Consider the following 16,099-nt stretch of genomic DNA (forward strand, 5'->3'; position numbering starts at 1 on the left):
CGTATGGCCGGAGGATCCCAGCGCGTCTACAAGCAGCGGATCAAGTCGACGCAGTCGCTGAAGAAGATGTTCCGCGCGCAGGAGCTGATCGCGGCGTCCCGCATCAGCAAGGCGCGGGGGCGCACCGCGGCGGCGGCGCCGTACGAGCGGGCGATCACCCGCGCCGTCTCGGCGGTCGCGACGCACACGTCGACCGACCACCCGTTGACGAGCGAGCGGCCCGACACGAACCGTGTCGCGGTCCTCGTGATCGCGTCGGACCGTGGCATGGCCGGCTCCTACTCGGCGTCGCTCATCCGTGAGTCGGAGCGTCTCGTCGCCCAGCTGACGGCGGAGGGCAAGGACGTCGCCCTCTACGCCGCCGGCCGGCGGGCGATCTCGTTCTACCGCTACCGCGGGCGCGAGCTCGCCGGGCAGTGGTCGTACGGCTCGGACCACCCGCAGTCGGACACGGCCGCGGAGATCGCGGACACGCTGCTCGGAGCGTTCCTCGCGCCGGTGGCCGAGGGTGGTGTGGGTGAGCTGCACGTCGTGTACACGCAGTTCGTCAACATGGTCACCCAGCGGCCGCGCGTCGTGCGGATGCTGCCGCTCGAGGTCGTCGAGGGCGTCGCCGTCCCCGGCGAGCACGAGACGCTGCCGCTCTACGACTTCGAGCCGTCCCCCGAGCAGGTGCTCGACTCCCTGCTCCCGAGGTACGTGCGCAGCCGGATCTTCAGCTTCATGCTCGACGCCGCGGCCTCCGAGCTGGCCTCCCGCCAGCGCGCGATGCACACGGCGACGGACAACGCCGAGGACCTGATCCGTACCTACACGCGCCTGGCGAACCAGGCCCGCCAGGCGGACATCACCCAGGAGATCAGCGAGATCGTCTCGGGTGCCGACGCCCTCGCGGCATCGTGACGACCACCCGCGCACGACGCCGTCGACCGACGAACTCACACCCGAACCTTTCGAAGCGAGGCAAGCAATGACCGCCACTACCGTGGAATCACGCGGCGCGGCCCCGGCTGAGCCGGCAACTGGCCGTGTTGCCCGCGTGATCGGCCCTGTCGTCGACATCGAGTTCCCCGAGGACTCGATCCCCGACATCTACAACGCCCTGACCGTCGAGCTGGACCTGACGGGGATGGGCGAGGGGGAGAACAAGTTCACCCTCACGCTCGAGACCGCCCAGCACCTCGGCGACTCGCTGATCCGCGCGATCGCGCTGAAGCCGACCGACGGTCTCGTCCGCGGCGCCGTGGTCACGGACACCGGCGAGCCGATCTCCGTGCCCGTCGGTGACGTCACCAAGGGCAAGGTCTTCAACGTCACGGGCGACGTCCTCAACCTCGCCGAGGGCGAGAAGTTCGAGGTCACCGAGCGCTGGCCGATCCACCGCAAGCCGCCGGCCTTCGACCAGCTCGAGTCGAAGACCCAGATGTTCGAGACCGGCATCAAGTCCATCGACCTGCTGACCCCGTACGTCCAGGGCGGCAAGATCGGTCTCTTCGGTGGTGCGGGCGTCGGCAAGACCGTCCTCATCCAGGAGATGATCCAGCGTGTCGCGCAGGATCACGGTGGTGTGTCGGTGTTCGCCGGTGTCGGCGAGCGCACCCGTGAGGGCAACGACCTGATCGCCGAGATGGACGAGGCCGGTGTCTTCGACAAGACCGCCCTCGTCTTCGGCCAGATGGACGAGCCGCCGGGCACGCGTCTGCGCGTGGCGCTCTCGGCGCTGACGATGGCGGAGTACTTCCGCGACGTGAAGAAGCAGGACGTGCTGCTCTTCATCGACAACATCTTCCGCTTCACGCAGGCGGGCTCCGAGGTCTCGACGCTGCTCGGCCGCATGCCGTCCGCGGTGGGCTACCAGCCGAACCTCGCGGACGAGATGGGCATCCTGCAGGAGCGCATCACCTCGACGCGCGGTCACTCGATCACCTCGCTGCAGGCGATCTACGTCCCGGCCGACGACTACACGGACCCGGCGCCGGCCACGACGTTCGCCCACCTGGACGCGACGACCGAGCTGTCGCGAGAGATCGCCTCGAAGGGTCTGTACCCGGCGATCGACCCGCTCACCTCGACGTCCCGGATCCTGGACCCGCGGTACGTGGGTCAGGAGCACTACGAGGTCGCGACCACGGTCAAGCAGATCCTCCAGCGCAACAAGGAGCTGCAGGACATCATCGCGATCCTCGGCGTGGACGAGCTCTCGGAGGAGGACAAGACGCTGGTGGCGCGTGCGCGTCGTATCCAGCAGTTCCTCTCCCAGAACACCTACATGGCCAAGAAGTTCACCGGCGTCGAGGGTTCGACCGTGCCGCTGAGCGAGACCATCGAGGCGTTCAAGAAGATCTCCGAGGGCGAGTACGACCACGTGGCCGAGCAGGCCTTCTACAACATCGGTGGGCTCGAGGACCTCGAGCAGAACTGGGCGCGGATCCAGAAGGAGTACGGGGCCTGAGCCCTCGTCCTCGGACGCCCCCGCGTCGTCCTGCCGGCCCGGCCACGGGCCGGCAGGACGACCTCCCATCCTCGACTGAAGAACTCTGGAGCCCGACATGGCAGAGCTGAACGTCGACCTCGTCGCAGCCGACCGCAAGGTCTGGTCCGGCGCGGCGCGCGAGGTCAGCGCACCGTCCGCCGACGGTCAGATCGGCATCCTCGCCGGCCACACGCCGCTGCTCGCCGTGCTGCGGCCGGGCATCGTGAAGGTCTCCACCGCACCTGGACAGGTGGCGGTCGAGGCGCAGGTCAGCGGAGGCTTCGTCTCGGTGGACGCGAACGTCGTCACGATCGTCGTCGACGAGATCACCGAGGTCTCCGGCCGCGAGAGCGCGCTGGCCTGAGGCGGGGAGCACGGTGGGGTACGCGCTCGGGATCGTCATCACGATCGCGGTGGTGCTCGCCCTCGGGCTGGTGCTCGGAGCGTCGCGCCTGCACACGCTCTCGCGCCGCGTGGGCTCGTTCCCGTGCGGTGCGAGGCCTGCCCGACCGCAGGCACCGTGGTCGGCCGGCATCGCCCAGTACGGGGTGGGCCGGATCGACTGGTGGCGCTGCTGGTCGCTCGCGCCGCGACCGACCCGCACCTGGCACCGCGACCGGCTCACCGTGACCGGTCGTGCGCCGCTGGACCAGGCCGGCCAGGTGGACCAGTACCTGGTCCGTTGCCGCTACGACGGCGTGGACTTCGAGCTGACGATGTCGTCCGGCGCGTACGCCGGTCTCGCGTCGTGGCTCGAGTCCGCCCCTCCGGGTCGCCGCGGCCTCGTCGTCTGACCGACCACACAGCACCCGAAGGGGGACCGTGCGACTCGTCGTCGCTCGCTGCTCGGCTCGCTACACCGGCCGACTCACCGCGCACCTGCCGCAGGCCACCCGGCTGCTCGTCGTCAAGAGCGACGGCAGCGTGCTGCTGCACTCCGACGGCGGGTCGTACAAGCCGCTGAACTGGATGAGTCCGCCCTGCACGCTCGCGGTCTCCGCGCCGGACGCCGAGGCCGCGGCCCGCGGGGTGACCGCCGTGTGGACGGTGCAGCACCAGAAGTCGGACGACCGCCTGGAGATCGACCTGCACGAGGTGCACCACGACTCGTCGCACGACCTGGGCGTGGACCCGGGGCTCGTGAAGGACGGCGTCGAGGCGCACCTGCAGGAGCTGCTCGCCGCCCAGATCGAGCTCCTCGGGACGGGGCACACCCTCGTGCGCCGCGAGTACATGACGGCGATCGGCCCGGTCGACATCCTCGCGAAGCACCCCGACGGCGGCACGGTGGCCGTCGAGATCAAGCGCCGGGGCGACATCGACGGTGTCGAGCAGCTCACGCGCTACCTGGACCTGCTGAACCGGGATCCGCTGCTGGCCCCGGTGCGCGGCGTCTTCGCCGCACAGGAGATCAAGCCGCAGGCCCGGGTGCTCGCCACGGACCGGGGGATCGGTTGCCTCGTCCTGGACTACGACGCCATGCGAGGCGTGGACGACCCGGAGTCCCGCCTCTTCTAACCTGTTTGGCAGGGCAGTTTCCTAACCCCGCGGGCGTGGTGCAGGATGGAGGGATGGCCCTCGAACCCACGCCCGTGCCGACGGATCCTCCCGCCGCGCCCGCTGTCTTCGCCGTCCGCGGGGACGTCGTCACGCCCACGGGGCTGGTCCCGGACGCCGCCGTCGTGGTCGCCGGCGACCGCATCGTCTGGGTCGGGCCGCTGGAGGACGCGGCTGCCGCGGGCGTCGGCGACGCGGTGCTGGCCGCTGAGGAGCCGCCGCCGGGGACCTACGTGCTCCCGGGTCTGGTGGACCTTCACGACCACGGGGGTGGGGGCGCCAGCTTCCCGGACGCCACGACCTACGACGAGGCGCTCACCGCGGTGCACCAGCACCGCCGGCACGGCACGACGACGATGCTCGCCTCGCTGGTCACGGCCGACCGCGCGACGCTCCTGGACCGGGCCGCGCTCCTGGCCGACCTGGCCGACGCCGGAGAGCTGGCCGGGATCCACGCGGAGGGGCCGTTCCTGGCGCCCGCCCGACGCGGGGCGCACGACCCCGCCCACCTGCTGGCGGGCGACGTCACGCTGGTGCGCGAGCTGGTGGAGGCCGCCCGCGGGCACCTGCGGACGATGACCGTCGCCCCCGACGTCGAGGGCGTCGCGGGGGCGGGCGGAGTGGCCGACGCGCTGGTGCGCGCCGGCGTCGTCCCGTCGATCGGCCACACCGACGCGACGACGCAGGAGTCCGAGGACCTGGTCGCCCAGGTCGTCGCGCGGCTGCGGGAGGCCGAGGTGCCGCGGCGGATGACGGCGACGCACCTGTTCAACGCCATGCGGCCGCTGCACCACCGGGACGCGGGACCGATCCCCGCGTGCCTGGCGGCGGCACGCCGTGGCGACCTGGTCGTGGAGCTCGTCGCGGACGGCGTGCACCTCGACCCCGCGCTGGTCCGTACGGTGCTCCAGACCGTGGGCGTCGACCAGGTCGCGCTCGTCACCGACGCCATGGCCGCCGCCGGCATGGCGGACGGCGCCTACGAGCTCGGTCCGATGTCGGTCACCGTGACCGACGGCGTCGCCCGTGTCGTCGACGCGGACCACCCCGAGGGTGGCCCGATCGCCGGCGGCACCGCCCACCTGGTCGACGTCGTCCGTGCCACGGTAGCGGCGGGCGTCCCGCTCGCCGCGGCGGTGCGGTGCGCCTCCTGGGTGCCGGCCGGGGTGCTGGGGCTCGACGACGTGGGCGGGCTCGTCGCCGGTCGGCGCGCCGATCTCGTCGTGACCGACCGCGACCTGGCGGTGCGGCACGTGTGCCGGGGCGGGCGGACGGTCTGAGGCTCAGGCGCTGATCGCCGCGAGCCGTGCCCCCGGGGGGAGGGTGACCCGGACGTCGACGGGCCCCACGGGCGCCTCGTGCAGCGCTGCCGCAGCCTCCTGCCAGCGGTAGCGGCTGTCGACGCCCACGGGTCGCGGCACAACGGCGGTCGCGAGGGGAAGCCACGGAGCGTGCCGCTCCCCGGCGGGCCGCCAGTCCAGGCGCACCGGGGAGGCGGCGGTCCGGGTGGCGGCGAGGCGCAGGCGCGCGGTGCTGCACCCGTCGAGGTCCACTCCGTCGTACCGCACGACGCCCGGCGACCCGCCGGCGGGGACCTCGACGCAGGCTCCGGCCTCCCGGCTCAGGTCGCCGACGACGACGCCGGTGCCGGCGTGGAACGCGTGGGCCTGCAGCGGTTCGTCCACGATCCTGCGCACCCGCGGGGCCGAGCCCGTGACGCGGAGCGCGGCCCGGACCGGCAGCTCCGCGGCGGAGGTCCCCGCCGCCACGGTGTACGACCCGGGCTGGACGCGCAGCGCCCCGGCGTGGACCCAGTCCGCCGGGGCGCCGGGCAGCAGCTCGGCCACGTCCCAGACGGCGAGCCGCGCGACGTCGAAGGCCAGCGTCACCTCGCGGGCCTCGCCCGGCTCCAGCACCACGCGCTCGTGGGCGACGAGCAGCCGCCGCGGACCGGGCACGGGGAGCTCGCCGGGCAGCACGTAGAGCTGCACGAGCTCGTGCGCGGGCCGGGCGCCGGTGTTGCGCAGCGAGACCCGTGCCCGGACGCTGCGTGCCGGGGCCGCCGGGACGTCGCCGTACGCCGGGTGCGCGTGCGTGGGGGCGGGGGCGTCGACGTCGGACCGCTCGAGGACCAGGTCGGTGTACTCGACCGTCGTGTAGGTCAGTCCGTGCCCGAACGCGAAGGCGGGCTCGGCGTCGGCGAACCGGTAGGTGGCGTGCTGGCCGGCCAGGTCGTGGTCGAGCAGGTCCCCCGGGTCGGCCTCCGCGGCGGGCCAGGTCTGGGCGAGGCGGCCGGCGGGCTCCACGTCACCGGCGAGCACGTCGGTGATCCCGTGCCCCAGCTCCTGGCCGCCGTGACAGGACCACAGGACCGCGCGGGCGTCGGCAGTCTCTGCGCCCAGCACGTACGGGTAGCTCGAGACGAGGGCCAGGACGGCGTCGGGGTGCGCCTCGCGGGCCGTGCGCCACACCTCGACCGCGGCGTCGGGCAGGCGCAGGTGCGGACGGTCCTCCGTCTCCCGGCCGGCCAGGTGGGGGTCGTTGCCGACCACCACGACGACGGCGTCGGCCCCTGCGGCTGCCGTGGCGACGTCGGCGTGGCCCGAGCGGACGGTGCGCGCGGTGAAGCGTTCCGCCTCGGCGGGGGAGTGCGCCTCCGCGACGACGAGGCCGGAGCCGTGCTGCACACGCAGCCACCGGCCGGAGCCGACGTGCTGGAGGGACCAGGTGCCGTCGGTGTGGTGGTGGCGGCGGAAGCTCTCCTGGGCGACCCAGCCGCCGACCCGCGTGGCGGTGGCGCGCACGATCCATCCGGCACCCGTCAGCAGGCGGTCCCGGGCCACCGCGCGCAGCGTGAGCAGGCCGTCTCCCCAGTCGGTCACCTCGAGGTGGGTGGCGGGCCCCGCGTCGGGTGACGAGGCCGCCAGCACCGGACCGGCGTCGCCGTCCTCGGTGACCGTCAGGTAGGCGTGCGCCGTGGTCGAGCGCAGCGCCACCACGTCCGCGCCGGTCGCCACGGTGACCTCCGCACCGGGCCACCGCTCGCGGAGCGCGGCGGCGACGTCCACCGCGTGGGGCGGCGTGCCGGAGTACCAGTCGGTGAGCACGCGGTCGGCGAGCGGGCCGACGACGGCGACACGGGTCGGCGCTGCCGGCCTCCCGAGCGGCAGGACGCCCTCGTTGCGCAGCAGCACGACGGCGCGGGACGAGGCCTCCCGCGCGAGCGCCCGGTGAGCAGGCAGGTCGAGCGCGTCCGGCCCGATCCGGGCGTACGGGTCGGCGTCGCCGTCGAGCTCGCCGGTGCGCAGGCGCAGCTCGAGGAGCCGGAGCACGGCCCGGTCGACGTCCTCGGCGGTGAGGAGCCCGCGGTCCAGGGCCGCGGTGATCCGCGCGACGGTGGGTCCGGCGTCGGCGTCGTTGTCGGTGAAGGAGTCCACGCCGGCGCGCAGGGCCGCCGCGTGGGAGGTGACGTGGTCGTCGAAGTAGCGCTCGCCGGTGACCAGGTTGGTGGGCGCCGCGGCGTCGGAGACCACGGCGAGCGAGCCGTCGAGCGATGCGTCGGCCCAACGGCGCAGCTCGTCGAACAGCTCGCCGGAGACGTGGCAGGGCCGACCGTCGACGAGGTTGTAGGCAGGCATGACGGCTCCGACCGCACCCGCCTCGACCGGTCCGCGGTACGCGGCCAGCTCGTGCTCGTGCAGGGTGCGCAGCGTCAGGTTCGAGCTCGTCACGGCGCGGTCGGTCTCGTGGCCGTAGGCGAGGAAGTGCTTGAGCGTCGGGACCGTCTTCCAGACCGCCGGGTGGTCGCCGCGCAGGCCGGCGGCGAAGGCGCCGCCGAGGTAGGCCGTGAGGTGGGCGTCCTCCGACCAGCCCTCCTCGGTGCGGCCCCAGCGGGGATGGCGCAGCGGGTTCACGACCGGTGCCCACACGTTGAGGCTGATCGTGGGGTCGGCAGCGTGCTTGGCCCGCACCTCGGTCGCGACGGCGTCGCCGACCCGGCGCAGGAGCGCGGTGTCCCAGGTCGCGGCGAGGCCCACCGGCTGCGGGAACACCGTCGCCGTGCCCAGCCAGGCCACCCCGTGGAGACCCTCGGTGCCGGTGCGGAACGGGGCCAGCCCCAGACGCTCGACGCCGGGGGAGACCTGGTGGAGCATGGCGACGCGCTCGCCCGGGTCGAGCCGCCCGAGCAGGTCGCGCGCACGGTCGTGCAGGGGCAGCGTGGGGTCGCGGAACGGGTGGGTCACGACGGCGTGATCCTTTCCATCAAGGTCGAAACGGTTCGACTGCGCGGGCCGGTGAAGGGTGCGTGGGCAGACCCTACGGCATGGGCGACGCGGGCGTGCGCCTCGGCGCGAACCACGCGTCGGTGAGCCCACCTCACGAACGTCCGGGCCGCACAGGGCCCGGGCGTCGATGTGCGTCGAGGTGTTGTCAGGGGCGCCCGAGATGGCTACCCTTCCTAGTCGAAGCGCTTCGACGGAGAATCGCGGAGCAGTTGTCTGCACGGCGCCACCGGGTGCCGTGGTGTCCACGAAGGAGTGTCCGCATGACGACGAAGTCTCCCGGAATCCCGCCGGCCCGGTACCGGGTCGGCCGCAGAGGGTTCCTCGGCCTGATGGGACTCGGTGCCGCGGCGATCGGCGCGCCGACGCTGCTCGCCGCCTGCGGCAACGGTGGCGGTGCGGTCGGCTCGGCCGGCGGCGGCGGCTCGGTGAGCGCCGGCGTGCTGCCGAACTACCTGCCGATCGAGTACATCGCCCCTGACTTCCCGAGCGTCAACGGCTCCACGGCCGGCTACTCCTCCATCCCCGGCGACCTGGTCAAGGCGTTCTCCGCGCCGCCGGGCTCCGGCGGCACGTTCACGGCGATGACGCCGCTGTGGGGCACCATCCCGCCCACGGAGGGCAACCAGTACTACGACGCGGTCAACGGTGCGCTCGGCTCGACGCTCCGGTTCCAGATCTCCGACGGCAACACCTACGGCGACAAGCTCGCCGCCGTCCTGGCCTCCGCCGACGACGTCCCGGACTGGGTCAGCATCCCCACCTGGAACGTGCCGCCGCGGTTCACCGAGGCCGTCGAAGGACTCTTCGAGGACCTGACCCCCTACCTCTCCGGGGCCAACGTCGAGAAGTACAAGAACCTCGCCAACATCCCGACGGACGTGTGGAAGTTCTGCGTCTTCAACGACAAGCTGTACGCCCTGCCGTTCCCCGGCGAGGTCATCAACAACGCGATCTTCTACCGCAGGGACGTCCTGGAGGGCCTCGGCATCACCGAGCAGCCCACGGACGCCCGGGGCCTGGCCGACCTGGCGAAGGAGCTCACCAGCCCCGGGGACCAGCGCTGGGGCTGCGAGGACCTCTGGACCGCCGCGACGATGATGTTCGCCGTGCCCGAGAAGTGGACGCAGGACGACGCCGGCAACCTGGTCCACCGCATCGAGACCGAGCAGTACCGCGCCGCGCTCGAGTGGCAGGTCGAGCTCTACGCCTCCGGCGCCGTCCACCCCGACGCCGTCGCGGACAAGACCGAGGAGTCCAAGCAGCGGTTCGAGTCCGGCGAGTCGCTCATCGCGACCGACGGCGTGGGCGGCTGGCACGAGGCGCTCTCGCGTCAGCTCCAGTCGAACCCCGGCTACGACCAGCAGGCGTTCGCCCCCATCGCCGCCGACGGCGGTACCCCGGTGCTCTACAAGGGCTCCCCGGCCAACATCTTCTCCTTCCTCAAGAAGAACGAGGACCCGGCCAGGATCGAGGAGCTCCTCGCGGTCGCGGACTTCCTCGCGGCCCCGTTCGGCACCGAGGAGTACCACCTCGTCAACTTCGGCGTCGAGGGCGTGCACTACGAGACGGACGGCGACGGGCTGCCGGTGGCGACCGATCTCGCCGCGACCGAGCTGCAGCCCACGTACACGTTCCTCGTGGACCCGCCCGTGGTGAACACCAAGGTGCAGTACCCCGGATTCGTCGAGGACTACTGCACGTGGATGGCGGACGCGGCCCAGTACCTCGCCGACCCGCTGTTCTACGGCATGCAGATCAGCGAGCCGAGCCGGTTCGCCGCCCTCGACGCGCCGTTCCCCGACCTCGAGAAGGACATCGCCCGCGGCCGCAAGTCCATGGCGGACATGGACGAGGCGGTCGAGACGTGGCGCACCTCCGGTGGCGACGAGCTGCGGCAGTTCTACCAGGACATCCTGGACGCGCAGTGACGCACGGCTCCTCCCAGGACGTCCGCGGACGGGGGGACGCGGACGACCCGGCGCTCGCGACGGTCGCACCGACCGCCGCGAGCGCCGCGGCCGGCACCGCCGCCCCCGCGCTCGCGACCGCAGGCGACGCCGTCGTCGTCGACGAGGGTTCCGGCAGGCCGTCCGGCGCGGTCCAGCCCCGCCGGAAGGTCTCGTGGCGGGCACGGCTCGCCCGCGACCGGTCGCTGATCCTCATGACGATGCCGGCCGTGCTGCTGCTGGCCGTCTTCGCCTACATCCCCATCGCGGGCAACGTCGTGGCGTGGCAGGACTACTCGCCGTTCCTCGGGATCGCGGACAGCCAGTGGGTCGGGTGGTACAACTTCCAGCGCCTGTTCGTCAACGACGCGTTCTGGCACGCCGTGGGCAACACCCTGCTCATCACGGCGTTCCAGCTCGTGTTCTTCTTCCCGGTCCCCATCGTCATGGCGCTGCTGCTCAACAGCGTGATGACGCCCAGGGTGCGCACCACGATCCAGTCGATCGTCTACCTGCCCCACTTCTTCTCGTGGGTCATCGTGGTCACCGTCTTCCAGCAGCTCTTCGGCGGGGCGGGGTTCGTGGCCCAGCGGCTGGCCGACCTGGGGTACGACGGGTTCGACCTCATGACCGACCCGGACACGTTCCTGGTGCTCATCACCATGCAGAGCGTCTGGAAGGACGCCGGCTGGGGGATGATCATCTTCCTGGCGGCCCTGTCCACCGTCGACCCGGCGCTCTACGAGGCGGCCGTGGTGGACGGCGCGAACCGGTGGCGTCGCATCTGGCACGTCACGCTGCCGGCGCTGCGACCGGTCATCATCCTGCTGCTCATCCTGCGGCTCGGCGACGCCCTGACGGTCGGGTTCGAGCAGCTCATCCTGCAACGAGGAGCGGTCGGCGTGGACGCCTCCGAGGTCCTCGACACGTTCGTCTACTACCAGGGCGTCATCAACGGCGACTGGTCCTTCGCCGCGGCGGCCGGGCTCCTCAAGGGTGTCGTCTCGCTCGTGCTCGTCCTCGGCGCCAACAAGCTCGCCCATCTGTTCGGCGAGGCGGGGGTGTACAAGCGCGCATGACTTCCACGACACACCGACCTGCTCCGTCCACGGACGGGGAGCCCGACGCGGCGACCGGCGGGCCGACCGCACGCCCGGCGACGGCTCGGCGACGTCGCCGGTCCCAGCACCGGCCCGTCTGGGAGGAGGCTCCTGGACCGTTGGGGTTCACCGGCAAGGTCGTCCTGCTGGCGTTCATCGTGCTGGCCGTCGCCTTCCCGCTCTACACGATCATGCTGACCAGCGTCTCGACGCAGGCGGACGTGACGCGCTCCGGCGGCCTGGTCACCGTCCCCGGCGAGCTGTCCCTGGCGGCCTACGAGCAGATCCTCTCGGGCGGCATCGTCACCCGGGCGGCGCTGGTGTCGATCGGTATCACCGCGGTCGGCACCCTGCTGTCGACGGTGGTGTCCGTGCTGGCGGCGTTCGGGCTCTCCCGGCCCGGCTCGTTCGGCCACCGACCGCTGCTGTTCGTCCTGCTGATCACCATGTTCTTCGGCGCCGGGATGATCCCGACCTACCTGCTGGTCTCGGCGCTGGGGCTCATCGACTCGTACTGGGCGCTGATCCTGCCGACGGCGGTCTCCGCCTTCAACGTGCTGATCCTGCGGTCGTTCTTCATGGGGATCGACCCGGCCATCACCGACGCCGCCCGGATCGACGGCGCCGGGGACTGGCGGGTGCTGTTCCAGATCGTCACACCGATGTCCAAGGCGGCGATCGCCGTCGTGGCCCTGTTCTACGGGGTGGGGTACTGGAACGCGTTCTTCAACGCGATGCTCTACATCAACGACAACGCCAAGTGGCCCCTGCAGCTCGTGCTCCGTTCGTACGTGCTGCAGGGGGCGACGCTGCCCGGGTCGGGGGCCGGGCAGATCGACGTCGCGACGGGGGCCGTGACGGGCCTGCCGGTCAAGATGGCCGTCCTCGTGCTGGCGGTCGTGCCGATCCTGCTGGTCTACCCGTTCGTGCAGCGCCACTTCACCAAGGGCGTCATCTTCGGGGCCATCAAGGGGTGACGGGCAGCGCCGCGGGGCCGGGTGTCCCGCTGGCCCGTTCGGTGAGGACGGGGGCGAGCAGCCGGGTCTCTGCCGGCTGCTCGCCCTCGAGCCGCGCCATGACCATCTCGACGGCGACGGACCCGATGAGCTCGGCCGGGATGTCGATGCTCGTCATGGGCAGCGCCTGCGAGAGTGCGACGTCGGCCGGGCAGACCGCCACCACCGAGGTGTCGTGTCCGACGACGCGTCCGCGCTCGCGCAGGTGGGCCAGCACGTGCGGCAGCGCCCGCTCGTTGTGCACGACCAGGCCCGTGGTGCCCGGCGCCCGGTCGAGGACGGCGTCGACGGCCTGCTGGGCGCCGGCCGGGCTGGACCCGCACGGCTCGACGGTGGCCGCGAGACCGCGGGCGGAGGCCGTGGCGGTGAACCCGCGCACCACCCGGTCGGCGTACGAGGTGTGGCGGTCCATGACCTCGGGCGGCGATCCGAGCAGGGCGACGTCGTGATGCCCCGTGTCCGCCAGGTGCCGGGCTCCCAGCGCCCCCACGGCCTCGAAGTCCAGGTCGACGCAGCTCAGGCCGCCCGCGTCGCGGGGCAGACCGATCAGCACCGTCGGCTGACGCAGGGAGCCGAGCACAGGGATGCGCGGGTCGTCCGCCTCGACGTCCATCACGACGACGGCGTCCACCATGGATCCTGCGGCGACGCGTTCGAGCCCTCCGACGTCGTCCTGGGTGAGCAGCAGCACGTCGTGCTCGAACCCGCGCGCCCGGGTGACGACACCGGTGACGAACTGCATGATCACCGAGACGTCGACGCCGGAGCGCAGGGGTGCCATGAGCCCGATCACGTGGGTCCGGTTCGAGGCGAGGGCCCGGGCGCCCATGTGCGGCCGGTAGCCGAGCTCGGCGATGGCCTGCTCGACGCGTCGGCGCGTGGGCGGGGAGATCGACCGCTTGCCGGACAGCACGTACGACACGGTCGACGCCGAGACACCGGCGGCCCGGGCGACGTCCTCGATCGTGGCCATTCCTCAGCTCCTCGTGGTGGGGTGCACGTCGGCACCCTCGGTGAGGGAAACGGTAGCGCCCGCCGGCAGGTGCACCGGCGCGGCCTCGGCGAGTTCACCCGGACGGTGCACGACGACGGACGTCGCGGCCGAGGCGCGCAGCCCGGCGGCGGTCAGGCGCCCGGCCCGCCAGGCCAGGTCGACGACGACGCCGCCCCGCGCGCGCAGGCCGCACACCGATCCGTCGGGCCACGCGTCGGGCAGGGCGGGCAGCAGGTCGAGGCGGACCAGCCCGTCGGTGGTGCGGTGCGACTGCAGCAGCATCTCGGCGACACCGGCGGTGAGCCCGCAGTTGCCGTCCAGCTGGTACGGCGGGTGCGCGCTGAAGAGGTTGGGGTACATGCCGCCCCGGTGACCCGCCCCCTCGCCGCCGGCGGGCCGCAGCGCGAGGAGCACCTGGTCGTGGGCGCGCGCACCGTCGCCCAGCCGGGCCCACAGGGCCAGCCGCCAGGCGAGGGACCAGCCGGTGGACTCGGGCCCCCGCCGCTCGATGCTGCGGGTGGCCGCCGCGGCGAGCTCCGGCGTCGTCACCGGGTCCAGGGTGCCGAGCGGGAACAGGCCCACGAGGTGCGACAGGTGCCGGTGCTCGGGCTCGGCCTCGGGCAGGTCGGCAGCCCACTCGGCGAGCGCGCCCCGGCCGTCCACCCGCGGGTCGGGGAGCGCCGCGGCGACCTCCTCGAGCCGGCGCAGCCACGTCTCCGCCTCGCCGGCGCAACCTCCGAGCCCGAGCTCGGTGGCCGCGGCGCGGCAGGTCGCCGCGAGCCCTCGGACGAGGGCCACGTCCATCGTGGCCGACGTCGTCACGGCGGCCGGGGCGCCGTCGTCGGCCACGAACCGGTTCTCCGGAGAGGTCGAGGGCGAGGTCCAGGCGCTCCCGGCGCTCTCGGTGGTGCCGGTCTGCACCCAGTCGAGGGCGAACCGGGCTGCGCCGGCGAGGACAGGCCACGCCGCGTCGCGCAGGAACGTCAGGTCGGGGGCGAACTGGTGGTGCTCCCACAGGTGCTGGGCGAGCCACACCCCGCCCCAGGGCCACATGGCCCAGGACGCGTCGCCGTGGCCTGCACCGACGGGTGCGGCGTGCCCCCAGGCGTCGGAGTTGTGGTGCGCGACCCAGCCGCGCGTGCCGTACAGGTCGCGCGCGACGGCGGCACCCGGCCCGGCGGCGAGCCCGGCGACGAAGCGCAGCAGCGGCTCGTGGCACTCGGGCAGGCCCGTGACCTCGGCCGGCCAGTAGGCCATCTGGAGGTTGATGTTGAGGGTGTAGGCGCTCGACCAGGGCCCCGGCAGCTCGGTGTTCCAGATGCCCTGCAGGGTGGCCGGCAGGCCACCCGGGCGCGAGGAGGACATCAGCAGGTAGCGGCCGTGGTGCACGGCCAGCGCGGCGAGCCCCGGATCGGGGCGGTCGACGGCTGCCGCGATGCGGGCGTCGGTCGGCAGGGCGTCGGCGCCGGAAGCACTGGGCAGGTCGAGGTGGAATCGGTCGTAGAGCGCGGCGTGGGCCCGGACGTGCTGCTCGCGATCCACGCGCACGGCGGAGACGTGGCGCCCAGCCGCGTTCACGGGCGCGGGGCGCCCTCCACGTCGGGCTTGACGGCCGGGCGCCACGTCTCCGCCGAGCGCGTTGGTGACGGGCGGCGTCGTGCTCGTGTCGATGAGGAGTGTGTGCTGCCGACGAGGGGAGGTGCGCAGGGTGCCGGCGGTGACGTGCGCGTCGGGGTCATCGAGGGCGGCGACCGTCACGTGGCCGCGCCGGCCGTGCTCGGTGTCGTAGCGCACGGGTTCGGGGACGTCCTCGTGGCCGGGGGCCACGTCGACGGGCAGGTGCCACGTGCGGTGCAGCGTGCCGCCGGTGCCCGACGACGGCGCCGCGGTCGCGCTCGCGGCCGGGGTCGCGTCGTCGGTCGGGCGCAGGAGGCTGCTCAGCGCGACCTCGAGGCGCACGGGATGCTCCGCGTGCACGGTGTGGACGACCGGTCCGCCGTCCGAGGCGGCCGCGTCGGCCCACGTCTCCTGGACGACGCGGCCGGTCGTGGGCGAGGTCCAGGTGTGGGTGGCGACGGCCGTGCGCAGGTCGAGCTCGCGCCGCACCAGCAGCGGTGCGGCACGGTGGGCATCGGCAGGTGCGGCACCGGCAGCCCGGACGGCGACGTCGACCGCCGCGAGGGGCAGGTAGGCCTGGACCCAGGGGCTCTGCATCCGGGCCAGGAGGTCCTCGGCGCGGCGCACGTCACCGCCGGCGAGTGCCGCCCGCGCCGCGGTGAGGTGCGCCGGTCCGCGGGCGGCGACCCCGGACAGCGGGTCGGCGCCGGGCAGCCCGGACCAGGCGGTGAGGTCGTTGAGCCACAGGTGCTCGGTCCCGGGACGGCCGGCGCAGAGGGCGCCGCGGTGCCCGTTGCCGACCGGAAGCGCTTCGATCCAATCTGCTGCCGGAGTGTCGAACCAGAGTCGATGGAGGCTGCGGTCGTCCGACGGAGGGGCGCCGCCGCCGCCGCGGCCCGAGTCGCTTGCCTGTGGAGCGGGATGCCCGGACTGCTGCGGCTGAGAGCGTGTCTCGAGGGGCGGTTCGGTCGGGGAGGAGGGCGCGGTCGTTCGACGCTGGACACCGGGCATGGAGACAGGCTAGCGTGTTGAAACGCTTCGACGATCGCGCTCCAACGCCGGGTCGACGGGCACGAGCTGACCGAGCACGCGACGAGGCGTGCCGAGCGA

At 73.1% G+C, this 16,099-nt stretch carries 12 protein-coding genes; 9 read left to right on the forward strand and 3 right to left on the reverse strand.

Annotation, left to right across the window (positions count from 1 at the left end; translation table 11 throughout):
- Positions 1-3 precede the first annotated feature (3 nt).
- The 6 genes from MWU57_RS03885 to MWU57_RS03910 all read left to right on the forward strand — a co-directional run bounded on the left by MWU57_RS03885 (position 4) and on the right by MWU57_RS03910 (position 5,310).
- Positions 4-903, forward strand: a complete 900-nt coding sequence (locus tag MWU57_RS03885) for a F0F1 ATP synthase subunit gamma (protein WP_106268901.1) — start codon at positions 4-6, stop codon at positions 901-903.
- A gap of 67 nt (positions 904-970) precedes the next feature.
- The gene (gene atpD, locus MWU57_RS03890) at positions 971-2,452 is read left to right on the forward strand and encodes a F0F1 ATP synthase subunit beta (protein ID WP_106268899.1); all 1,482 of its coding nucleotides are present in this window, start codon (positions 971-973) and stop codon (positions 2,450-2,452) included.
- Positions 2,453-2,549: 97 nt separating this feature from the next.
- Complete coding sequence (locus MWU57_RS03895; RefSeq protein WP_106268897.1) at positions 2,550-2,837, forward strand: F0F1 ATP synthase subunit epsilon; 288 nt, start codon at positions 2,550-2,552, stop codon at positions 2,835-2,837.
- Between the two features lie 13 nt (positions 2,838-2,850).
- On the forward strand, positions 2,851-3,267 hold the full coding sequence (locus MWU57_RS03900; protein ID WP_106268895.1) for a DUF2550 domain-containing protein: 417 nt from the start codon (positions 2,851-2,853) through the stop codon (positions 3,265-3,267).
- Positions 3,268-3,295: 28 nt separating this feature from the next.
- Complete coding sequence (gene nucS / locus MWU57_RS03905; RefSeq protein WP_246907352.1) at positions 3,296-3,991, forward strand: endonuclease NucS; 696 nt, start codon at positions 3,296-3,298, stop codon at positions 3,989-3,991.
- Positions 3,992-4,044: 53 nt separating this feature from the next.
- Positions 4,045-5,310: an N-acetylglucosamine-6-phosphate deacetylase gene (locus MWU57_RS03910; protein ID WP_246907353.1), complete on the forward strand. Its 1,266-nt coding sequence runs from the start codon at positions 4,045-4,047 to the stop codon at positions 5,308-5,310.
- A gap of 3 nt (positions 5,311-5,313) precedes the next feature.
- Here the strand turns inward: MWU57_RS03910 and MWU57_RS03915 are convergent, their stop codons facing one another.
- Positions 5,314-8,274 carry a glycoside hydrolase family 3 C-terminal domain-containing protein gene (locus MWU57_RS03915; RefSeq protein WP_246907355.1) on the reverse strand — a complete coding sequence of 987 codons (2,961 nt, stop codon included), beginning with the start codon at positions 8,272-8,274 and terminating at the stop codon, positions 5,314-5,316.
- A 302-nt stretch (positions 8,275-8,576) separates the two neighbouring features.
- On the opposite strand from MWU57_RS03915, the gene MWU57_RS03920 reads away from it, so the two are divergent.
- Genes MWU57_RS03920 through MWU57_RS03930 form a run of 3 tightly spaced genes read left to right on the forward strand, consistent with a single transcriptional unit; the run spans position 8,577 to position 12,339 of the window.
- Positions 8,577-10,244 (forward strand): extracellular solute-binding protein, encoded by a 1,668-nt coding sequence (locus MWU57_RS03920; protein ID WP_246907357.1) that lies wholly within the window; start codon positions 8,577-8,579, stop codon positions 10,242-10,244.
- The gene (locus MWU57_RS03925) at positions 10,241-11,341 is read left to right on the forward strand and encodes a sugar ABC transporter permease (RefSeq protein ID WP_246907358.1); all 1,101 of its coding nucleotides are present in this window, start codon (positions 10,241-10,243) and stop codon (positions 11,339-11,341) included. The genes MWU57_RS03920 and MWU57_RS03925 overlap by 4 nt, the downstream gene beginning before the upstream one ends.
- Positions 11,338-12,339, forward strand: a complete 1,002-nt coding sequence (locus MWU57_RS03930) for a carbohydrate ABC transporter permease (protein WP_243401050.1) — start codon at positions 11,338-11,340, stop codon at positions 12,337-12,339. The genes MWU57_RS03925 and MWU57_RS03930 overlap by 4 nt, the downstream gene beginning before the upstream one ends.
- Here the strand turns inward: MWU57_RS03930 and MWU57_RS03935 are convergent.
- Entirely contained in the window at positions 12,329-13,351 is a 1,023-nt protein-coding gene (locus MWU57_RS03935; protein ID WP_106268887.1) for a LacI family DNA-binding transcriptional regulator, read from the reverse strand. The genes MWU57_RS03930 and MWU57_RS03935 overlap by 11 nt on opposite strands.
- Before the next feature lie 3 nt (positions 13,352-13,354).
- Positions 13,355-16,000, reverse strand: coding sequence for a glycoside hydrolase N-terminal domain-containing protein (locus MWU57_RS03940; RefSeq protein WP_246907359.1), 2,646 nt, complete (start codon positions 15,998-16,000; stop codon positions 13,355-13,357).
- Positions 16,001-16,099 lie beyond the last annotated feature (99 nt).

This window comes from Isoptericola sp. S6320L, assembly GCF_023015685.1.
GTDB lineage: Bacteria > Actinomycetota > Actinomycetes > Actinomycetales > Cellulomonadaceae > Isoptericola > Isoptericola halotolerans_A.